Origin of the sequence: Xinfangfangia pollutisoli (genome assembly GCF_020179405.1) — a bacterium.
Taxonomy (GTDB): domain Bacteria; phylum Pseudomonadota; class Alphaproteobacteria; order Rhodobacterales; family Rhodobacteraceae; genus Pseudogemmobacter; species Pseudogemmobacter pollutisoli.
In genome coordinates, this window is the sequence record NZ_JAICBZ010000006.1 from 56,745 (window position 1) to 77,275 (window position 20,531).

General features: G+C 65.2%; 15 protein-coding genes. 9 read left to right on the forward strand and 6 right to left on the reverse strand.

The genetic code is table 11. From position 1 onward, the window contains the following. Window positions 1–32: 32 nt before the first annotated feature. Together K1Y73_RS04280 and K1Y73_RS04285 are read right to left on the reverse strand one after the other, a co-directional pair. Complete coding sequence (locus K1Y73_RS04280) at window positions 33–1,022, reverse strand: ABC transporter permease (RefSeq protein WP_225026724.1); 990 nt, start codon at window positions 1,020–1,022, stop codon at window positions 33–35. Window positions 1,023–1,177: 155 nt separating this feature from the next. Then, window positions 1,178–2,764, reverse strand: coding sequence for an ABC transporter substrate-binding protein (locus K1Y73_RS04285; protein ID WP_225026725.1), 1,587 nt, complete (start codon window positions 2,762–2,764; stop codon window positions 1,178–1,180). Window positions 2,765–3,173: 409 nt separating this feature from the next. Here K1Y73_RS04285 and K1Y73_RS04290 point away from each other — a divergent pair, with 409 nt between their 5' ends. The 3 genes from K1Y73_RS04290 to K1Y73_RS04300 all read left to right on the forward strand — a co-directional run bounded on the left by K1Y73_RS04290 (window position 3,174) and on the right by K1Y73_RS04300 (window position 5,808). Continuing rightward, window positions 3,174–4,058 (forward strand): VOC family protein, encoded by an 885-nt coding sequence (locus tag K1Y73_RS04290; RefSeq protein ID WP_225026726.1) that lies wholly within the window; start codon window positions 3,174–3,176, stop codon window positions 4,056–4,058. Beyond that, on the forward strand, window positions 4,055–4,624 hold the full coding sequence (locus K1Y73_RS04295) for an Lrp/AsnC family transcriptional regulator (RefSeq protein WP_225026727.1): 570 nt from the start codon (window positions 4,055–4,057) through the stop codon (window positions 4,622–4,624). The genes K1Y73_RS04290 and K1Y73_RS04295 overlap by 4 nt, the downstream gene beginning before the upstream one ends. A 173-nt stretch (window positions 4,625–4,797) precedes the next feature. Next, on the forward strand, window positions 4,798–5,808 hold the full coding sequence (locus K1Y73_RS04300; protein ID WP_225026728.1) for an FUSC family protein: 1,011 nt from the start codon (window positions 4,798–4,800) through the stop codon (window positions 5,806–5,808). 60 nt (window positions 5,809–5,868) lie between these two features. Here K1Y73_RS04300 and K1Y73_RS04305 read toward each other — a convergent pair whose 3' ends face one another. Both K1Y73_RS04305 and K1Y73_RS04310 read right to left on the reverse strand, forming a co-directional pair. Beyond that, window positions 5,869–7,014, reverse strand: a complete 1,146-nt coding sequence (locus tag K1Y73_RS04305) for an alpha-hydroxy-acid oxidizing protein (RefSeq protein ID WP_225026730.1) — start codon at window positions 7,012–7,014, stop codon at window positions 5,869–5,871. A 108-nt stretch (window positions 7,015–7,122) separates the two neighbouring features. Continuing rightward, the gene (locus K1Y73_RS04310; protein ID WP_225026731.1) at window positions 7,123–8,085 is read right to left on the reverse strand and encodes an arginase family protein; all 963 of its coding nucleotides are present in this window, start codon (window positions 8,083–8,085) and stop codon (window positions 7,123–7,125) included. A 174-nt stretch (window positions 8,086–8,259) separates the two neighbouring features. On the opposite strand from K1Y73_RS04310, the gene K1Y73_RS04315 reads away from it, so the two are divergent. The 6 genes from K1Y73_RS04315 to K1Y73_RS04340 all read left to right on the forward strand — a co-directional run bounded on the left by K1Y73_RS04315 (window position 8,260) and on the right by K1Y73_RS04340 (window position 15,789). Next, window positions 8,260–9,225, forward strand: coding sequence for an arginase family protein (locus K1Y73_RS04315; protein ID WP_225026732.1), 966 nt, complete (start codon window positions 8,260–8,262; stop codon window positions 9,223–9,225). Between the two features lie 36 nt (window positions 9,226–9,261). Further along, on the forward strand, window positions 9,262–10,794 hold the full coding sequence (locus K1Y73_RS04320) for an ABC transporter substrate-binding protein (RefSeq protein ID WP_225026733.1): 1,533 nt from the start codon (window positions 9,262–9,264) through the stop codon (window positions 10,792–10,794). Then, on the forward strand, window positions 10,791–11,789 hold the full coding sequence (locus K1Y73_RS04325) for an ABC transporter permease (RefSeq protein WP_225026734.1): 999 nt from the start codon (window positions 10,791–10,793) through the stop codon (window positions 11,787–11,789). The genes K1Y73_RS04320 and K1Y73_RS04325 overlap by 4 nt, the downstream gene beginning before the upstream one ends. Further along, window positions 11,786–12,592, forward strand: a complete 807-nt coding sequence (locus tag K1Y73_RS04330; protein WP_225026735.1) for an ABC transporter permease — start codon at window positions 11,786–11,788, stop codon at window positions 12,590–12,592. The genes K1Y73_RS04325 and K1Y73_RS04330 overlap by 4 nt, the downstream gene beginning before the upstream one ends. A 3-nt stretch (window positions 12,593–12,595) precedes the next feature. Next, complete coding sequence (locus K1Y73_RS04335) at window positions 12,596–14,335, forward strand: dipeptide ABC transporter ATP-binding protein (RefSeq protein WP_225026736.1); 1,740 nt, start codon at window positions 12,596–12,598, stop codon at window positions 14,333–14,335. Window positions 14,336–14,403: 68 nt separating this feature from the next. After that, window positions 14,404–15,789 (forward strand): amidase family protein, encoded by a 1,386-nt coding sequence (locus K1Y73_RS04340; RefSeq protein ID WP_225026737.1) that lies wholly within the window; start codon window positions 14,404–14,406, stop codon window positions 15,787–15,789. On the opposite strand, the gene K1Y73_RS04345 is transcribed toward K1Y73_RS04340, so the two are convergent. Further along, on the reverse strand, window positions 15,786–16,517 hold the full coding sequence (locus tag K1Y73_RS04345) for a helix-turn-helix transcriptional regulator (protein WP_225026738.1): 732 nt from the start codon (window positions 16,515–16,517) through the stop codon (window positions 15,786–15,788). The two genes, K1Y73_RS04340 and K1Y73_RS04345, sit on opposite strands and share 4 nt — an antisense overlap. A gap of 671 nt (window positions 16,518–17,188) precedes the next feature. Continuing rightward, entirely contained in the window at window positions 17,189–20,530 is a 3,342-nt protein-coding gene (carB, locus tag K1Y73_RS04350; RefSeq protein ID WP_225026739.1) for a carbamoyl-phosphate synthase large subunit, read from the reverse strand. Between the last annotated feature and the right edge of the window lies 1 nt (window position 20,531).

Below are 20,531 nucleotides of genomic sequence, written 5' to 3' on the forward strand. Positions count from 1 at the left end.
AGGGCCCTGGGGGGGGATCGTATCGGAAGCGGTCATTTCAGGTCGATCCTCCGGTCAAGCCAGGCATAGACAAGGTCGGTCAGGAAATTCACGATCACCACGATGATCGAGCAGAGGAAGATGATCCCCAGAAGCGTGTTCAGGTCGCGCTTGACGACCGAGGTATAGGCAAGCTGGCCAAGGCCCGGCAGCGAGAAGATCGTCTCGATCACCACCGACCCGCCCAGCACGGTCGAGAATTGCAGGCCCAGAAGCGTCACCACCGGCAAAAGCGCGTTGCGCATGATATGGTGGAACATCACGCGCGAGGGGCTTGCCCCCTTGGCCCGCGCGGTGCGCACGAAATCAAGGTCCGAAACCTCCAGCACCGAGGTCCGCATCAGCCGCATGTAGAAGGCCAGATAGATCAGCGACAGCGCCATGGTCGGCATGACCATGTGCATCGCCGTATCGGCCACCTTGTCCCAGCCGGTGTAGAAGGCGCCAATCGTCGCCACACCGCCCACCGGCAGCCAGCCGAGCTTCACCGAGAACAACAGGATCATCAGCAGCGCAAGGAAGAAGGACGGCATCGCGTAGAACACCAGCCCCAGCGTCGAGATCACGTTGTCGGTCAGCGAATAGGCGCGGCGCGCGGCAAAGGCCCCCAGCGAGACGCCGCAGACGAAGGCGATGCTCAGCGAGCTTGCCATCAGCAGAAGTGTGGTTCCAAGCCGGTCCAGCAGCACGGTCGAGACGGGCTGCTCATAGACATAGGACCAGCCGAAATCGAACATGGCGAGTTTCGAGAGGTAGCGCCACATCTGCACCAGAACCGGCTGATCCAGCCCGTATTCGGCGCGCAGCCTTGCGACGAAGGCCGGGTCCGCCCCGCCCATATCGCCCACAAGCGCGTCGACCGTGTCGCCGGGTGTCAGTTTCAGCAACAGGAAGCTGCCGATCATGATCAGAAGGATCACCGGCACCGCCTGCAGCAATCGTCGCAGGGCAAAGGCCAGAACGGGGGGAAGGTGAATGCCCATTGGTCGGGGGCTCCGGTTCATGAAGGGGACAGGGGCTGTACGGCCAGTGTCAGCGGGCCACCCGTGGCGCCGCTGCGCAAGGATCGGATCTTGCGGGATCCGGGGGGCAGGGGGGCGCAGGCTTGGCAGCCGCGCCCCCCTTTCGGGCTTTCAGATCACTCCTTGATCCACAGATCGTACCAGCTGGACGATTCCCAACGCGGCGTGTTGTAGGCGTTTTGCAGTTTGACGCTGTGGATGCCCAGGAAGGGATGCTCGATCGCGAAGATCACCGGCAGATCCGTCATCTCAAGCTTCTGCATCTCGTGATACAGCGCCACGCGGGCCTCGGGGTTCAGCTCGGTCGCCGCATCGTCGATCAGCTTGTCCATCTCGGGCGAGAGATAGGCGAACTGGTTCGACCAGGCCGTGCCGGCGGGCGCGCCCGAGCGCAGCCAGACGGTCGTGGAAACCGCCGGGTCCGAGCGATACTGGTGCCAGCCGCTGGCGGTGTCGAAATCATGATCGCGGTAAACCGTGGTCAGGAAGCTGGTCGCGTCGCTGGGCACGATCTCGACCTGGATGCCGATTTCCCGCATCGCCTGGGCGAAATAGTCGCCCCAAAGGCCGGTATACTCCCCCCAGGATGCCGCCCGGTGACGCAGTTTGAACCGCACCCCGTCCGGCCCGCGCGGATAGCCCGCCTCATCCAGCAGCGCCTCGGCCTTGGCCTTGTCATAGGGGTAGGTCGGGACGTCATCGGTATAGAAGGCGCTGCTGGTGCTGGGGATCGGGCCGCGCCCGGCCTTGCCGTGCCCGCGCATGATCGCCTGGATCGCGAAATCGGTGTCGAGCCCGTGATAGATCGCCTGACGCACCCGCAGATCGGCCAGGATCGGGTTGCGCAGGTTGAACTCGATCGTCGAATGGGCGACGTTGTTTTCATAGCCTTCCGGGCCCATCTTGAAGCGCGGATCTTCGCCGAGACGGACCATGTCCTCCATCGGGATACCGATAAAGCCCGAGGCCAGAACCTCGCCCGCCTCAAGCGCCGCGGCCGCCGCCGCCTTGTCGGGGATGAAGCGCCAGATCACCCGGTCGAGATAGGGGTATTCCGGCCCGCGCCAGTAGTCATCGTTGCGCACCGCAATGATGTACTGCCCGCGCTCATATTCCGCGAACTTGAACGGGCCGGTGCCGATCGGCGCCTGGTTGTGCGGGTTGCGCAGCAGGTCGGTGCCTTCGTAAAGGTGCTTGGGCACCGGATGGCCCAGATCCGGCATCGCCGCGACCAGAAGGTTCAGCGGCATCGGCTTGGAATAGTTGAACACCGCCGTCAGCGGGTCGGGGCATTCGACCGATTCCAGATTGGCCTGCAGCGTCGACGAATAGTTCAGGATCGGCTTCCAGAACTCCATCGCGGTGAAGGCGACGTCATCGCAGCCGAAGGGCTGGCCGTCATGCCAGCGCACGTTTTCGCGCAGCTTGAAGGTGATCTGCTTGCCGTCTTCCGACGCGGACCATTCGGTCGCCAGAACGCCGACATAGCCGTCTTTCGTCAGGTCGATCAGCGGCTCCATGATCTTGCCGGTGATCTGATACACGGCGGTCGAGGCCCGCATCGCGGGGTTCAGCACGCCCAGGTCGCTGACCACATGGGTCACGAATGTGCCGCCGCGCTGCGGCTCTTCGGCCAATGCGGGCATGGCGCCGGTTGCAATCGCGCAGGTAGCTGCCGCCAGCCCTCGCTTCAGGGTCTTCATGTCCAAATCCTCTCTGTGGTTCGGGATGTGTTCCGGCCTGGCCGACATCCTTCTTGTTACTTGGTCTCAGGCAAAGTCAGCAACCGAGGGGACAAGTCAAGTGTTAAATACACAATTTATGCCGAAGTTTAGCGTCTTTACACACATCCACCTGCGCAAGATCGGGTGTAAAATTTCTCTATTTTGCGATATGTGGAAAAAAATAACCTTACAAATACCACTCCGGCCCGCGCTTTTGGGGGATTCTGTTCAGAATGGTTGAATCATACTGTTTTTTGCCGGTTAAGGGGAAGACTGTTCCGCATCAGGCAGCGTTCTGGTGAGAAAAATCCGATCCCTGCCCGAATTCAGGTTGAAACGTCCGCCAAGATGAAGAAGTCTCGCGGCAAACCTGCGAAAGAGGCCCGTCATGTCCCATCCCGTCACCGGAATCGACCACGTTTTCCTGCTGGTCAGCGACCTGGAAACCAGCGCCGCGCGTTACAGAAGGCTGGGCTTCACGCTTTCGCCGCGGGGGTTGCACAGCCCGCAGATGGGCTCGGCGAACTACACGATGATGCTGCGCGGCGACTATATCGAGCTGCTGGGGATGGTTGCGGAAACCGAATTCAACCAGTCGCAGCGCCAGCTTCTGCAGACCAGCGGCGAGGGGCTGCGCGCCATCGCCTGCCGGATCACCGGGGCCGAAACCGCGCGTGAGGCGCTGGCCGAACTGGGAATCGCCGCGACGCCGGTGATCAACTTCTCGCGCCCGCTGCCGCTGCCCGACGGGTCGGAAGGCGTGGCCTCGTTCTCGATCACGCAGTTCGCCCCGCAAGAGATGCCGGTCGGCCATGTCTTCATGTGCCAGCACAACACGCCCGAGATGGTCTGGCGACCCGAGCTGCAAACCCACGCCAATGGCGCGACCGATATCGACGCGGTGATCGTCGCAACCGCCGATCCGGCGGCGAAGGCGGCGGAATTCGCCCGGCTTTTCGCGGCGGGAACCGTCACGACCGCCGCAGACGGGTCTGCCGTGGTTGAAACCGGGCGCGATTCGGCAAAGATCATCTGCATGCGGGTTGAGGCCGCAGGCCGCGCCTATGCGCCCGAAGCCGTGGCCGCGACCCCCGCCGACGGCTTCACCGCGCTGCGTCTGCGGGTTGCCGATCTGGCGCAGACCGCGCGGGTGCTGCGGGAAAATGGCGTGGCTTTCCGGGACGCGGCCCAGGATGCGACTAAGGGCGAGGCGGGCCTTTGGGTCGCCCCGGCAGAGGCCAGCGGCATGATCCTGCATTTCGTATCCGCATGAGCCAGAGCGAAAACGCCAGCCCCGAAAAACCGGGTGCCGAAAAACCGGGTGCGGAAAAGCCGGCTGCCGAAAAAACCGGACCTGGCCGCAAGCGCGGCCAGACCTCGGGTTTTGACGAAACCGACCGGCAGATCCTTGATCTTCTGCAACATCACGACCGCCCCGTGGCGGTCCTTGCCGAAGAACTGGGCATGTCGCAAACGCCCTGCTGGCGGCGTATCCGCAAGCTGGAAGAGGCGGGCGTGATCCGGGGCCGGGTCACGCTGGTCGATCCCGAGAAGGCGGGCGTCCCGCTGACCGTCTTCATCTCGGTCACCGCTCCGCGTCATGAGGCGCAATGGCTGGACCGTTTCCGCAGCCTGATCGAAAGCATCCCCGAGATTGTCGAGGCCTACCGCCTGACCGGCCCGACCGACTATATCCTGAAGGCGATGGTGCCGGACATCCGCGCTTACGACCAGCTGTACAAGACGATGATCGAGGGGCTGGAATTCTCGCAGATCAACTCGTCCATCTCGATGGAAGAGCTGAAATTCACCACCGCCGTGCCGCTGAACTACCTTTAGGGGCGCTGCGACGGCCCGCATCCGGTGCCATGCCGCGCATCTGCGCACAGTCCATCCCGCAGCCGCCGCCATGGCGGGGCGGGGCAAGGCGTGGTTAAACCTGCCCCTGCCGCTGCCCAAGGGCAGTTGCGATGTGCGGGAATGGCCTTGGCGGTTCCCGACAGGAGAGCGTCATGACCACGACCCAGAACAGCCCGGCCCGCTGGCCCTTCCTTGCCTTCCGGCTGTTCCTTGCGGCCAGCCTTGCGCTTGCTGCGGCGGTGGCGCTTGGGCTGCAAAACCCGTTCTGGGCCGCGATGCCGGTCTGGGTGGTGGCGCAGCCCTGGCGCCAGGATCTGCTGCTGCGCGGCGTGTTGCGGGTGGCGGGCACCTTGATCGGGGCGGCGCTGGGCTGGGCCGCGCTGCACTGGCTGCCCTCGACCCCGCTGCTGATCCTGTTCCTTGCGCTGGCTTTGAGCTGCGGTACGGTTGCAAGCTACTGGATCGGCAACATTTACAATTACGGCGTCCAGCTGGCGGCGATCACGGTCGCGGTGGTGCTGGTGCCGGCGATGGTGCATCATCTGGCACGGGCCGATGACATCCTGCCGCTGGCGCGGGACCGCATTCTCTGCACGCTGATCGGTGTGGTGGCGGTGACCGCGACCACCTTCCTGTTCACGCCGCGCCACAGCGGCCAAAAGCCCGAACGCGCGCATCCCGACCGCGCCAGCCTGTGGCGCCGGGCCGGGATCACGCTGGTCGCGGGGGGCACCGGCGGCTCGGTCGCGGCGCTTGTCGGTGGGCCGATCGGCATGGCCGCGGGCATGGCGCTGAGCATTTTTCCGGTCATCATCGGATCGATGCGCCACCCGCAGCCGGTGCTTTACGTCATGCCGCGCGGCGTCTTCCTGGGCGTGATCGCGGCGCTTTGCTACCGCGTCGTCTATGAGATCCTGCCTGCGACCGAGGGGGCAGCCTTTCTGCTGGCGCTGCCCTTCCTGGCGCTTGGCGCCAGCTTGCGGGCCAATCCCAAGACCGCGCCCTTGGGGCTGGATGCCAATATGGTCTTCCTGCTGGCCGCCGAGGCCGGGATCGTCGGCCATGGCTTTTCGGCCTATCTGCAGGGCGGCGCGGCGCTGATCCTGTGCGGCATCGCGGTGGCGGCCAGCTATCACCACCTGCTGCGGCCCGAGCGCGCCTGACGGGGCGGGGCAGGGGATGGGCCGCAAGGTTCCAGCGCCGCCCGCCCGGCGGCCCTGACCCTAACGGACCGGATCGTCCAGAATATAGTCCGGGCCCAGACCGCTGGCCCTGGAACAGCCAAGCAGCGCCAAAGTCGTATCGATCTCGGCGCCGATCATGGCGATGACCTCGCTGATCCCCGTTTCGCCCCGTGCCGCCAATCCATAAAGGGTGGCCCGGCCCAGCAAGCACATCCTCGCCCCCGCGCAGAGCGCCTTCACCACATCCTCGCCGGTGCGGATACCGCTGTCGAGCAGGACAGGCATGGCCGTGTCGCCGGGCAGGCCGCGCAGGATGTCAAAGGGCGCGGCCACGTCCTCAAGCTGGCGCGCACCGTGGTTTGACAAGATCACGGCGTCCACGCCCGCGGCCTGCGCGCGGCGCATTTCGGCGGCCGAGGTCAATCCCTTCAGGATCAACCGATGCGGCCAGGCCGCCCGAAGCGCCTCCAGCGCTTGCCAGTCAAAGCCCGCATCCATCTGCCGGTTCATGAGCGCGGCCTGCATCGTCGCATCCGTCGCGTCGGCCGAGGCGAAGTTGGCCAGTTCCGGCAGCCCGTGGCGCAGCTGCGAGACCGCCCATGCCGGATGGCGGGCCACGTCCATCAGGATGCGCGGGGTCATCCGGAACGGAACCTTGAAGCCCGAGCGCTGATCGCGCAGGCGCTTGCCATTCACCGCGACATCCACGGTCAGGATCAGCGTTGTGTAGCCCGCGTCCAGCGCGCGTTTGACGAAAACCTTCGCCTGATCCCGGTGCAACACGTAAAGCTGAAACCACTTCTCGCCATCCCCGGCCCGCGCGACCTGCTCGATGGACGAGGTTGAGGCCGTGGACAGACAGAAGGGCAGGCCCGCCCGCCCGGCGGCCCGCGCCAGCATCAGATCGCCATCCGGCCGCACCACGCCATTCAGCCCCGTCGGTGCGATCGCCAGAGGCAGCGGATATCGCTGCCCCCACAAGGTCACCGAGGGGTCGCGCTGCGCGACATCGGTCAGCCTGCGGGGCGCGAAAAGCACCCGCGCAAAGGCGGCCCGATTGCGCACAAGCCCGCGTTCGCTTCCCGCGGCACCGTCGACATAATCCATGACCATCCGCGGCAGATAGCGGGCGGCGCGCCGGCGATACGCGTCCAGATCCGGCAGGGGGGCAGGGTGCCTGCTCATGCTGCCGGCATGGCCAAGGCAGAATGTGCAGGAGCCGTGAAGATGCGTGTCAGGTCCGACCCTCCTTGTGTCAACGCGACGGGGGTCACAGGCCCCGCGACCCCGCCCCTAGCGGGCCGCCTTCGGCCCACAGAAAGCCTTGACCGCCGCCACGATGGCCTGGCCGATCGTCTCGGCCGCCTCGGGCTGGATCGACGGATCAAAGCTGGCAACATCCATGGCCTCGACCTTGAAGAGGTCGGCGATCCGCCCGAAAAGGTGGACCAGTTGGTCCATCGTCAGGCCGCCCTCGGCCATATAGCGGCTGACCCGCGCAACCGAGGGATCCAGCACGTCAACGTCAAAGTGGACATAGACCCGGCTGCACCGCTGGGCAAGGCTTTGCAATGCCTGGTCTATTGCCGCCTCAAAGCCCAGTGCCGCGATCTCTGCGGGGCTTACCCTGCTGCCCGGCAGGTTGCTGCGCGGCACCCGGCTTTCATAGCGCTCATGCAGGCCAATGGTCAGGATCCTGTCTTCGGGGATGGGGTGGAACCCTTCCATCCTGGCACAATAGGCTTGCCAGCAGCGACCGGCGATCATCGCCACCGGCATTCCCTCCAGCAGGCCCGAGACGGATTCATTCGGCGTCATCGCGTCATCATGGGCGTCGAGCCAGATCATGCCGACCTCGCCCGAAGGTTCGGACACACCGGCCACCATGCCCAGCGCGGCCGTGCAGGCGCCGTTCAGGGCAAGGACGAAGGAACCGCGCCCGCGGGCCTTGCGCACCTCCCGCCCCAAGGCCACGTTCTGAACGAACATCCGGCTCATCTGATCCCCGGGGAACAGGCCCTCGACATCCACGCCGGACTGGCCCGCCGATTCGCTGGCGGAGGGGTCATCGACGCCGCTGATCTCGGTCACTGCGGGCACCACCCCCAGATCCTTCAGCCCCGACAGCAGAGCCGAGCTTGCCAGGATCGCCCGCGGACCCAGCGCCATGGGAATCAGCGGTTCCGGCGCGTGACGGCCATAGTGGTAGGGCAGCAGGACCAACGCGACAGGCATGGCGATATGAGTTTTGGTCATTCGGGGGTCCTGGTCATGCGGGTGTCCTGGTCATGCGGGGCCTCGTTCACCGTCGCGGGCGGTTGCGGTTTCCGGGTAGCAGATGACGCAAGCCGCCGCGCCGCCATCCACAATCTTGCGGATGCCAAAACGGCGGTTTTCGGGCCTTGATGACAGAAACAACGGAGATCCATCATGTCTGTGGCAAAACTGGCAGAGCGCGTTTCCCTGATCGGCTTGCCCTACCATTGCGGCACGCGCGGTCGCGTGACCGGCGCCACGACCAACGCAATGGCGATCGGTCCCGAAGTGCTGCTGGCGCCGGATCATGCGCCGGCGCTGCTTGCCCCGCGCGTCGACGACCTGAATGTCGAGCTGCTTGTCGATGCCGAAGTGCCGCGGCAATCCGACACTGGCGGCGACTATCGTCTGATCCCGGCGGGGGATCAGATGGGGCGCATCCTGGTTCAGAACACCCGGCTGGCCGAGGCCGTTCGCGAAGCGCGCCGCGCGGACCGTCTGCCCATCGTCTCGCTTGGCACCTGCAGCGGCACGCTGGGCGTTGTCGCGGGGCTTTCCGAGACGGCAGAGCCGTTCGGCGTCCTGTGGCTGGATGCGCATGGCGACGCCATGACCCCCGAAACCTCTTCGAACGGCTTCATCGAAGGCATGGTCACCACGACCATCACCGGAAAATGCTGGAAGGCCTGGCGCGAGAATCTGAAGGGCTTCCGCGTGGTGGAAGAGCGGAATTTCGTCTCCATCGGCCTTCACGAGGCGTTTTCGGCGAAAGCGCGCGCCCATGCCGGGATCGCTGTCGGAACGCTGGTCAATCCGCCCGTCATTCAGAGGCTGGGCTTTGAAAGGGCGATCGCAGCCGCGCTTGACCTGCTCTCGGGGCAGGTTCGCAAGGTCTATATCCATGTCGATACCGACGTGCTTGATCCTGAAACGGCGCTGGCCGCCAACCGCCACTGCGCCGAAGGCGGCCTGACCACGGCGCAAGTCGCAAGCATTTTCAGCGAAGCCGCAGACCGCTTTGAAATTCTGGCGACAAGCTTCAGCTCCTACGACCCCGACGTTGATCCGCGCGGCCCCGATGTCATCGGCGGGCTGATGCTCGAGGCCGCCAGCTGCATGCAGCGCAGCCGCACGAACTAGACGACAGTACGGAACAAAAAACCAACAGGGCTTAAAATGACCAAAGATAACCGACTTAACGTCACCCGCCGCACCATGTTGCTGGGAACCGCCGCGGTGCTGGGCTCTGCCGCCCTTACGGGGCTGTCAACCGGCATGGCGCGGGCACAGGACGGCGATGTGCTTCGTCTGGCTGTGACCGGAAGCAATGCGGATTCGCTCGATCCGCACCGCACGCAGGGCCAGCTGACCGACATCGTCCGGTTCACCAACCTTTTCGATGGTCTGTGCGAATTCAACCCCGATACCAGCGTCGCCAACGTTCTGGCCGAAAGCTTTACCCCGAATGAGGATGCAACCGTCTGGACGGTCAAGCTGGTCTCGGGGGTGAAAACCCATGCGGGCGGCGATTTCGGCGCGGATGACGTGATCTATTCGGTCAAGCGCATCCTTGATCCGGCGAACCCGACCAAGGGCGGCTCGCTGATCGGGTTCATCGACGCCGAGAAGGTCGAAAAAGTCGACGACCTGACGATCAGGTTCACGCTGGCCACCCCCTATGGGCCCTTCCGGGAAATCTGGGCCAACCGCTATCTTCGCATGGTGACGCAGGACTTCGATCCTGCCGCACCCGTCGGCACCGGACCGTTCAAATTCCTGTCCTTCGCCCCCGGCCAGGAAAGCATGTTCGAGCGGTTTGACGACTATTTCCGCGGCAAGGCGGGCGTTGCCAAGGTGCAGATCACCAATATCTCGGACGAGACCGCCTCGATCAACGCGCTGCGCGGTGGTCAGGTCGACATGGCCTACAAGATTCCTTTCGCCGAAGCCCGCATTCTCGAGGCCGAGCCCGGGATCAAGCTGCTGAACAACCCCAGCGGCATGTCGCTGCCCCTGTACATGCGGACCGACATTGCGCCCTTCAATGACGTGCGCGTGCGTCAGGCCTTTCGCCTGATCGCCGACCGCGACATGATGGTGCGGGCGGCGCTGGCGGGCTATGGCGAAGTCGGCAACGATATGCAGGGGCGCAGCATCGCCCCTTGCGGCCCGACCGAGGTCGAGCAGCGCAAGCAGGATATCGAAGCGGCAAAGAAGCTGCTTGAAGAGGCCGGTCAAAGCGGCCTGAGCGTCGAGCTGGCCACGGTGAATGGCACCTCGGGCATGGTGGAATGCGCCCAGGTCTTTGCCGAGCAGGCGAAGGCCGCCGGGGTCACCGTCAAGGTGAACGTACTGGAAGAGGCGGCCTATCTGGCCAACTATGGCGAATGGGCCTTCGGCGTCGACTTCCTGAACGACACCTATCTGCCCCTGGTGGCCCGCAGCCTGGTGCCGGGCGGCAGCTTCAACAACACGCATTGGGACGACGCGGAATTCAATGCGCTTTTCGCCGAGGCCTCGGCAAGCTCGGATGAAGCCAAGCGCTGCGAGATCATCTCGAAGATGCGCATGATCGAGCACGAGCGCGGCGGCAACATCATCTGGGGCTTCGCCAATATCCTGAATGCCTACAGCGACCGGCTGCAGGGGCTTGAGACCTATGTGGTCGATTCCGCCTTCTACCACCTTCGGAAGGTCTCGTTCGTATGACCTCGGCAGCGCCGCAAACCGGCCTGGCGGTGAGAGGCAAATCGGTGAGCTGGCTGGGCAAGCGCCTGGCCGCCTCGCTGCTCACGCTGGTCCTGATCACGATGCTCGTGTTTGCGGCGACGCGCCTGCTGCCGGGCGACATGGCGCTTATGATCCTTGGAAAGGACGCCACAGCCGAAAGCCTGGCCGCGTTGCGGGCGCAACTGCATCTGGAAGACCCGTTGTGGCGCCAGTACACGGCCTGGATCGCGGGGGTGGCGACGGGGGATCTGGGATATTCCGTCATCTCGCGCGTGGAAGTCGCCGCTTTGCTGACGCCGCGCCTTCAGGCGACGCTCAGCCTGATCGTGCTGTCTCTGGCGGTTTCCGTGCCATTGGCGCTGGTATTGGGCTTTGCGACGGCGCGCCGCGAAGGCAGTGTCGGTGACAAGCTTGTCCTGTTCGGGTCGGTCGCCATCAACGCGCTGCCCGAATTCGTTCTGGGCATGCTGCTGGTGATCCTGCTTTCCACCAACATCTGGCATCTCTTTCCCGCCGTCTCGAGCCTGTCCCCCGGACAACCTGTCCTGCACCAGCTTGACAAGCTGGTCCTGCCCGGACTTTGCCTTGTGCTGCTGCAGGTGACCTACCTTTACCGCCTGGTTCGGGCGGCGGTCATTGATGTCATGACCAGCGAATACTTCCACTTTGCCAGGCTGAAAGGGCTGCCCGAAGGGCTGATCCTGCGCCGCCATGTTCTGCCCAATGCGATCGTGCCCGCCGTGATCGCCATCGGAACGATCTTTGCCTACTCGGTCGGCGGGATGGTCGTGGTCGAGACGGTGTTCAGCTATCCCGGAATAGGCTCTGCGCTGACCCAGGCTGTCGGCACCCGCGACCTGCCGGTTGTCCAGGCGGCGGTGCTGATCATCGCGGTGATCTTTCTGATCAGCAATCTGGTGACCGACGCCCTGGCCCACAGCATCACGCCGCCCGGCAAGGGGGGACAGAAATGAGACTGCTGCGCAATCCTTCCCTGGTCGCGGGGTTTGTGATGGTGGGGGGCGTCGTCGCATTGGCGGCCATGGGGCCGCTGCTTGCGCCGCATTCCCCCTCGGCCATCATCGACGCGCCATACATGCCGACCGGCCCGCGAACCCTGCTCGGCTCGGACAATCTGGGGCGTGACGTGCTGTCCCGGTTTCTGTGGGGCGGGGCGAACCTGGTCTGGATGGCCTTCGGCGCGACGTTCATCGCGCTGACGCTTGGCGCCGCCGTCGGCATCTCGGCCGCCTATTTCAAGGGCTGGACCGATGAAGTCCTGATGCGGGTTGTCGATCTGAAGATGGCTTTTCCCAGCCTTGTCTTCGTCTTGCTGTTCGTCACCATGCTGGGGACCAGCCTTCCGCTGCTGGTTCTGCTATGTGGCCTGTCGCTGATGCCTGGGGCCGCACGCGTGTTGCGCGGCGCGGCGCTTGCCGTGGTCGACAAGGATTTCGTGCAATGGGCGCGGTCCGTCGAACTGCCCGCGCACCGGATCCTGTTCCGCGAGATCCTGCCCAACATCACCTCGCCCCTGCTGGTCGAAACCGGCCTGCGGCTGATGTGGTCGATCTCGCTGCTCGCCGGGCTTAGCTACCTTGGCTACGGCATCCAGCCGCCGACTTCGGACTGGGGCCTGATGATCTATGAAAACCGCAATGCGCTTCGTGTCCAGCCGCTGGCGGTGGTCTGTCCGATCCTGGCAATCGCCGTCTTTGCCATCGGTGGCAATCTCATAGCCGAGGGCTTTGCCCGCGCCTTCCGCCAAACCCGGTGAGTCATGCTGAAAGTTGAAAACCTCTCGGTCGTGCTGGCAGACGGAACGCCGATCGTTCGCGACATCGAAATCACCATCGCAGCGGGCCAGACCATTGGTCTGGTCGGAGAAAGCGGTTCGGGCAAAAGCACCATCGCCCGCGCCCTGCTGGGGCAGACCGGCGCCGGGGTGCGCATCGCCTCGGGGCGGGTCTCGGTCGATGGGCGGGAGCTTCTTTCGCTGTCTCCCGCGGATCTGCGCAATGCCTGTGGCCGGATCATCGCCTATGTTCCGCAAGACAGTGGCGCCGCGCTTAATCCGGCGCTGACCGTCGGCCGCCAGATCATCGAACGGCTGCTGATCGGGCCCGACCGTCTGGACAGGGCCGAGGCCTTTAGAAGAGTTGCCGAGGTTCTGACGACCCTTGGCCTGCCCAGCGACAAACAGTTTCTTGCCCGCCGCCCGGGCGAGCTGTCGGGGGGGCAGTTGCAGCGCATAGGCCTTGCCATTGCGGTTGTCGCCCGACCCAAGGTGCTGATCCTGGATGAACCGACCACCGCGCTTGATACCTCGACGCGGGGCGAGGTCATCACGATGGTCCGCCAGCTGACGCAATCCATGGGGGCCGCAAGTCTTTACGTCTCGCATGACCTCGGACTGATTTCCGCCGTCGCGGATGCGGTGACGGTCCTGTACGCGGGCGAGATCGTCGAGACCGCCTCGGCGCAACGCCTTTTCGCGCAGCCGGCGCATCCCTATACGCGCGCGCTGCTGGAAGCCGTGCCGCAGGTTCGCCAGAAACTGCCGATCAAGGGCATTCCCGGGCAGGTGCCCGACCTTGATGCCCGCCTTCAGGGCTGCTCTTTCGCCGACCGCTGCAGTGCGGTGCAGCCGAAATGCCGCGAGAGCAAACCCGCCCTTGCGCAACAGGCGACCGGCAGGGTCCGTTGCTTCTTTCCCAGCGCGGCGCCGATCCGCCGTCCCGGCGATCTGGGGCCAGAGACGGTCGGGGATCACGGCATCGTCTACAGGGTGGACGATCTGGCGGCCGGTTACCCGACCGCGCCGCGGCTGCTGGATGGGATCTCGCTCGCGCTGCGGCGGGGAAAATGCACGGCTCTGGTCGGGGAATCCGGCTCGGGCAAGTCGACGCTGTCGCGCTGTCTCATCGGCCTGCAGCCGATCACCGAGGGCCGGATGGGCTTTGCCGACGCCGCGCAAGGCGCGGGCCTCCGTGACAGCCGTCGCATGCAATACATCTTTCAGGACCCGTCAGGCTCGTTGAACCCCCGCCGCAAGGTCGGCGACAGCATCAGCCTTGCCGCGCGGCATTTCTTCCCCGGAGAAGACCCCCGCCCACGGGTCGAGGCCGCCTTGGCGCGGGTGGATCTGTCGCCCGCAATTCTGGGCCGTTTCCCCTCGCAGCTGTCGGGCGGCCAGAAACAGCGCGTCGCGATTGCCCGGGCGCTGGTCGCCAAGCCGGAAGTCCTGCTCTGCGATGAGATCACCTCTGCGCTTGATGTTTCCGTTCAGGCAAGCGTGCTGCAGACCTTGAAACGCCTGATGGATGACGGGCTGTCGCTGCTGTTCGTCACGCATGATCTGGGCGTCGTGCGAACCATTGCCGATGAGATCATCGTCCTGAAGCAGGGCAGGATCGTCGAGCAGGGGCCGGCGGATCAGGTCTTTGCCACGCCCGAGCATCCCTACACCCGCATGTTGCTGGACAACGTGCTGGAGCTGCCCGCCGGAGTGCCGGCGTGACCGCTTCAACAGTTCCGCCGGCCGGTTTGCGGGCGGTGGACCAATTCCACACACAAGGGCGCAACGCAGTGCAACTCCATGATTTCACGGTCAGTGACCTGACCCGGCACCTGCGATCCGGCGATTTCAGTGCGGCCGAACTGGCAAACGCCCTTTGCGCGCGGGTTGCGGCCAGCCCGTTGAACGCCTTCACCGCGCTTGATGCCGAAAGGGTCGGGGCCGAGGCTCGGGCCGCCGATGCGCGGCTCAGGACGGGCCGGGCGCGGCCGCTGGAAGGCGTGCCGATCGCTTGCAAGGACAATATCGGCGTCGCGGGCTATCCCAACAGTGCCGGAACGCCCGGTCTGGCCAATTGGCAGCCCACGCGCGACAGCGCCGTCGCGGCGCGGCTTCGCGCGGCCGGGGCTGTGATGTTCGGCAAGAACGCGATGCACGAGCTGGCGTTCGGTGCGACCTCTGATACCGCGCCCGACAAGCCGGTGCGCAACCCGGCAGATCCCCGCTACAGCGCCGGCGGATCCAGTGGCGGCAGCGGCAGTGCCGTTGGCGGGCGCCTTGTTCCGGCGTCGATCGGCACCGATACCGGCGGTTCGGTGCGCATCCCCGCGGCGCTTTGCGGCGTCTGGGGCTATCGGCCCTCCACCGGGCGCTGGCCCCGCCATGGGATCGTGCCGATTTCCTACACCCGCGACACGCCGGGACCATTGGCGCGCAGTGCCGCCGATCTGGCCTTGATCGATCAGGCCGTGACCGGCGCACCGTTATCGCCGCCCGCCGGCACGGTCGCGGGCCTGCGGCTTGGCATTCCGCTTGAGACGCACTGGCTGACGGCCGACCCAGAGGTTCGCGCGGCTTGCGAAAGCGCGCTTCTGAAGCTGGAAAGAAGGGGGGCCGTCCTGATCGAGGTGGATGCAGCCGAGATCATGCGCCTGTCGATGCGCTGCGCAGCCGAGATCGCTGTCTACGAGGCGTTGCCGATGCTGAAGGCGCATGGCGAAGATGTCGGTCTCGACATTCCGCTGGCAGAGGTGATCTCGTCGATCGTGACGACCGAGATCCGCAACACCTACAACAGCCAGATTGCCGGCGCGGGCGTGTCATCCGCCCGCTACCTGACCGCGATCACCAAGGACCGGCCGGCGCTGATGTCGCAGTTTGCGGCCCTGTTCTCGGGGGCCGGTCTTGACGCGCTGGCTTTCCCGACCAGTCCGCTGCCCGCGCCCCTGATCGGCACAAAGACGGCGCATCTGTGCGGAGAGCCGCTGTCAATCTTCGACGCGCTGATCCGGAATACCGATCCGGGCAGCACGGCCGGCCTGCCGGGCATCAGCATGCCGGTCGGTCACACCAGCGCGGGTCTGCCCATCGGTCTGGCCTTCGACGCACCGATCGGCGCGGATGTCTCGTTGCTGGGCATGGCCCTTGGCATCGAGACCCTCGACACGCCGGGCTAATGCGCCAGACGGGCGACCAGTGCGGCCAGTTCTGAGCGATTGCTGCAGGACAGCTTCTCGAAACAGCGGCCGACATGCGTCCGCACCGTCGCAAAGCCGATCTGCAGGATCCGGGCGATGTCCTTGTCGCTGCAGCCCCGGGCCACCAGCAAGGAAATGTCGCGCTCGCGTTCTGTCAGGCAGTCCAGGGTGACATCGGGCAGGCTGTTGAAGGCGCGCGCCAGAAACGGGCCGATGGCCCCGAGAAGCCGGATCTCGCGGTCGGAATAGTCGGGCCGGCTGGAGCCGCGCCACAGGCGCAGGTCGGGCATTTCCCGGCCCTGCTGGCGCATGAACAGGTTGATGCCATGGCTCATCCCATCCTTCGCCAGGAAGTCATTGTAGAAGCCGGTGCGGCTCAGGTCCGCCCGTGTGATCACCTCGTCCACGAAGGCGGGGCGCCACAGGGCCCGCAGCTTTGCGGTCATCGGGTCCTGAAACTGATAGGTTTTCAGGTAGCTGTCGACACATTCGGCGCTTTGGTTGATCACATGGCTGACCTCAAAGCGACGTCCGGTCTCGTGCCAGGTGTAAGAGGCCAGGAATTCCGAGCGCATCAGCGCCATGATCTTGGGGTAGGTGTGTTCACGGATGTCTTGCTGGGTGATCGGCCCGGACAACATGCCGACAATCTCTGCAAAGCCGGAAATCTCTTCCGACGTCATGTCGTAGACTGCCAGATCCGCCATCGCCTCTCCTCTCCCGCCGTACGCTCCACCGGCTTCTTAGCACCCTGTCAACCGCTTGTCGCACCGAACCATAAACCCTAGCACAGCCCGCGGGGAAGCCGACACTGTTGCGGTCAAAAAACATGCAGGCAACGCCTCGGACTCAGGGAATCTGAAAGCCGGAACATCGCTGTTGGGGCGAGGGCGAGGGGGGAGCCAAAGGCCTGGCGCATCGGACATCGCGGGGTTTGATCCTGCGCCAGGACCTTCCGGTCCGTAGTCGCCTGCGCGACAGCAGGCAGATTGCCCAACAGGGCTGCGGCAGGCGAGGCCTGTATCGCCGGGAAGGGCGCGCGCAGGCATTGCGACCTTCAAGGGCGCCCCTCGGCGTCGGTCACGGCGTGCCGCTAGGTGCCCAGGCCCCGCCCTGCGCCCGATCCGACGCCCGCGCTGGCCGTCGCCCCTTTTGCGCACAGGCGCGACGCCGTGCGCTGCGCCCGTAGCCTGGTCGCGTCGATGCTTCTGCCCTGTGCCCTCGGAGGTCCGTCCCGCCACGCTCCTCGCGAGGAGCCGCATGTCACCCCGCCGCTTTCAGCGGTTTCAGGGCGTCTTCGGCGGGCCCGTATCCGTGCAAGCCAATGGGATCGATGAAGATGGTGCCGCTCAACGCGCGTCGCTCATCTTCAAAGGCCTCACCCCTGCAGCGTCCGCACCCCATACCCCTCGCCGCGCGCCTTCATCGCTGCCACGGCCGCCACGCTTGCCGCGGCGGTGGTGAAATACGGGATCTTGTCCATCAGCGCGACCCGGCGGATATCCCGGCTGTCGGAAATCGACTGGGTGCCCTCGGTCGTGTTCATCACCAGGGCGATGTCGCCGTTCTTCAGCCGGTCGACGATGTTCGGGCGGCCCTCATAGACCTTCGCCACCGGCTCGGCCGTCACGCCCTCGGCCGCCAGCCAGGCCGCCGTGCCGCGGGTGGCGACGATCTCGAAGCCCATCGCCACCAGATCCTTGGCGGCCGCGGCCAAGGCCGGGCTCTTGTCCATGTCCTTGACCGACAGGAAGACGCGGCCCGCTTCGGGCAGGATCATGCCGGCGCCCATCTGCGCCTTCAGGAAGGCCAGCGGGAAGGTGCGGTCCCAGCCCATCACCTCGCCCGTCGAGCGCATCTCCGGCCCCAGCATCGGGTCGACGCCGGGGAAGCGGGCAAAGGGCAGCACCGCCTCTTTCACCGAGAACCAGGGCGTGTTCGGATCGGCCAGCGTCAGCGGATCGGCCAGCGGCAGGTCGGTGTCGGGGCCGACGCCGGCAGGGTAGGGCGCGCGCATCGGGAAGGTCGACAGCGGCTCGCCCGCCATCAGCCGCGCCGCGATGGAGGCGATGGCGCTGTCGGTGGCCTTGGCCACGAAAGGCACGGTACGCGAGGCGCGCGGGTTCACTTCCAGAACGTAGATCACCCCGTCCTTGATCGCGAATTGCACGTTCATCAGGCCCACGACCTTCAGCGCGCGGGCCATCACCACGGTCTGGCGCTTCAGTTCTTCCACCGTTTCGGCCGACAGCTGGTGCGGCGGCAGGCAGCAGGCGCTGTCGCCGGAATGCACGCCCGCTTCCTCGATATGTTCCATGATCCCCGCGACATGGACATTCTGCCCGTCGGACAGTGCATCCACATCCACCTCGACCGCGCCGGACAGATAGCTGTCCAAGAGCACGGGCGACGTGCCCGAAACCTGCACGGCGGTCGAGATATAGCGTTCCAGCTGGTCGTCCGAGCGGACGATTTCCATCGCCCGGCCGCCCAGGACGAAGCTGGGCCGGATCACCAGCGGATAGCCGATCTCGCGGGCGACGGCGAAGGCCTCGTCGCGCGACCGGGCGGTGCCGTTGACCGGCTGCTTCAGGCCCAGTTCCTGCAACAGGCCCTGGAAGCGTTCGCGGTCTTCGGCCAGGTCGATCGCATCGGGCGTGGTGCCCAGGATCGGAATGCCCTCGGCTTCCAGCGCATTGGCCAGTTTCAAGGGCGTCTGGCCGCCGAATTGCACGATGACGCCATGCAGCGTGCCGTTTTCCTGCTCGACCCGCAGGATTTCCAGCACATGTTCCAGGGTCAGCGGTTCGAAATACAGCCGGTCCGACGTGTCGTAATCGGTCGACACGGTTTCGGGGTTGCAGTTGACCATGATGGTCTCATAGCCGGCCGCGGTCAGCGCGAAACAGGCATGGCAGCAGCAATAGTCGAATTCGATGCCTTGCCCGATCCGGTTCGGCCCGCCGCCCAGGATCACCACCTTCTTCGCGCCCGAGGGGCGGGATTCGCATTCCACATCGCCCATCGCCGGCATTTCATAGGTGGAATACATATAGGGCGTCTGGGCTTCGAATTCGGCCGCGCAGGTGTCGATGCGCTTGAACACCGCGGTGACCCCAAGCGAGCGGCGGCTGCGGCGGATCTGCGCCTCGTCCTGGCCGGTCAGCCGGGCCAGCCGGGCATCGGTGAAGCCCATGATCTTCAGCGCCCGCAGGCCTTCGGCGGTCATCGGCAGGCCGGTGCGGCGGATTTCGGCCTCGGCCTCGATGATTTCGCGGATGCGGGCCAGGAACCACGGATCGAAGGCGGTGATCGCCTGGATCTGGTCGTCGGTCATGCCATGGCGCATCGCCTGCGCGATCACGCGCAGCCGGTCGGGCGTGGCTTGCGACAGGGCTTTCGACAGGGCCGCGACATCCGGGGCGCCCGAAGACGACACGCCGGGGATGTCGATCTCGTCAAAGCCGGTCAGGCCGGTTTCCAAGCTGGCCAGCGCCTTTTGCAGCGATTCATGGATGGTGCGGCCAATGGCCATCGCCTCGCCCACCGATTTCATCGCGGTGGTCAGGTTGGGCTCGGATCCGGGAAATTTCTCGAAGGCGAAACGCGGGATCTTGGTCACGACATAGTCGATGGTCGGCTCGAAGGACGCGGGCGTGACCTTGGTGATGTCATTGTCCAATTCGTCCAGCGTATAGCCGACGGCCAGTTTCGCGGCGATCTTGGCGATCGGGAAGCCGGTCGCCTTCGAGGCCAAGGCCGAAGACCGCGACACGCGCGGGTTCATCTCGATCACCACCATGCGGCCGTCCTTGGGGTTGATCGCCCATTGGACATTCGAGCCGCCGGTTTCCACCCCGATCTCGCGCAGGACGGCGATGCTGCCGTTGCGCATGATCTGATATTCCTTGTCGGTCAGGGTCAGCGCGGGGGCGACGGTGATCGAGTCGCCCGTATGCACGCCCATCGGATCGACGTTTTCGATGGAACAGACGATGATCGCATTGTCCGCCTTGTCGCGGACGACCTCCATCTCGTATTCCTTCCAGCCCAGCAGGCTTTCATCGACCAGAACCTGGGCGACGGGGCTGGCTTCAAGGCCGGATTTCACGATGGCTTCGTAATCGTCGCGGTTATAGGCGACGCCGCCGCCGGTGCCGCCCAGCGTGAAGGCGGGGCGGATGATCGCGGGCAGGCCCACATATTCCAGCGCGTCCATCGCCTGGCGCACGCCCGCGGCGATATCGTATTTCTTGCCGATCTTCGGCGCGGCCACGATGGTGGCCTTGGGGTTTTCCAGCCCGATCCGGTCCATCGCCTCGCGGAACAGCTTGCGGTCCTCGGCCATTTCGATGGCCTCGCGCTTGGCGCCGATCAGTTCCACATTGAACTGGTCCAGAACGCCCATATCGGCCAAGGCCAGTGCGGTGTTCAGCCCCGTCTGCCCGCCCATCGTCGGCAAGATCGCGTCGGGGCGTTCCTTCTCGATGATCTTCGCCACCACTTCCGGCGTGATCGGCTCGATATAGGTGGCATCCGCCAGGCCCGGATCGGTCATGATCGTGGCGGGGTTCGAGTTGACCAGGATGACCCGATAGCCTTCCTCGCGCAGGGCCTTGCAGGCCTGGGCGCCGGAATAGTCGAATTCGCAGGCCTGGCCGATGACGATGGGACCGGCTCCGATGATCATGATCGAGTGGATATCTGTCCGCTTCGGCATG

Coding starts and splice junctions, on each gene's coding strand:
- K1Y73_RS04280 (WP_225026724.1), bottom strand. CDS start 1,022: ATGGGCATTCACCTTCCCCCCGTTCTGGCCTTTGCCCTGCGACGATTG.
- K1Y73_RS04285 (WP_225026725.1), bottom strand. CDS start 2,764: ATGAAGACCCTGAAGCGAGGGCTGGCGGCAGCTACCTGCGCGATTGCA.
- K1Y73_RS04290 (WP_225026726.1), top strand. CDS start 3,174: ATGTCCCATCCCGTCACCGGAATCGACCACGTTTTCCTGCTGGTCAGC.
- K1Y73_RS04295 (WP_225026727.1), top strand. CDS start 4,055: ATGAGCCAGAGCGAAAACGCCAGCCCCGAAAAACCGGGTGCCGAAAAA.
- K1Y73_RS04300 (WP_225026728.1), top strand. CDS start 4,798: ATGACCACGACCCAGAACAGCCCGGCCCGCTGGCCCTTCCTTGCCTTC.
- K1Y73_RS04305 (WP_225026730.1), bottom strand. CDS start 7,014: ATGAGCAGGCACCCTGCCCCCCTGCCGGATCTGGACGCGTATCGCCGG.
- K1Y73_RS04310 (WP_225026731.1), bottom strand. CDS start 8,085: ATGACCAAAACTCATATCGCCATGCCTGTCGCGTTGGTCCTGCTGCCC.
- K1Y73_RS04315 (WP_225026732.1), top strand. CDS start 8,260: ATGTCTGTGGCAAAACTGGCAGAGCGCGTTTCCCTGATCGGCTTGCCC.
- K1Y73_RS04320 (WP_225026733.1), top strand. CDS start 9,262: ATGACCAAAGATAACCGACTTAACGTCACCCGCCGCACCATGTTGCTG.
- K1Y73_RS04325 (WP_225026734.1), top strand. CDS start 10,791: ATGACCTCGGCAGCGCCGCAAACCGGCCTGGCGGTGAGAGGCAAATCG.
- K1Y73_RS04330 (WP_225026735.1), top strand. CDS start 11,786: ATGAGACTGCTGCGCAATCCTTCCCTGGTCGCGGGGTTTGTGATGGTG.
- K1Y73_RS04335 (WP_225026736.1), top strand. CDS start 12,596: ATGCTGAAAGTTGAAAACCTCTCGGTCGTGCTGGCAGACGGAACGCCG.
- K1Y73_RS04345 (WP_225026738.1), bottom strand. CDS start 16,517: ATGGCGGATCTGGCAGTCTACGACATGACGTCGGAAGAGATTTCCGGC.
- carB (WP_225026739.1), bottom strand. CDS start 20,530: ATGCCGAAGCGGACAGATATCCACTCGATCATGATCATCGGAGCCGGT.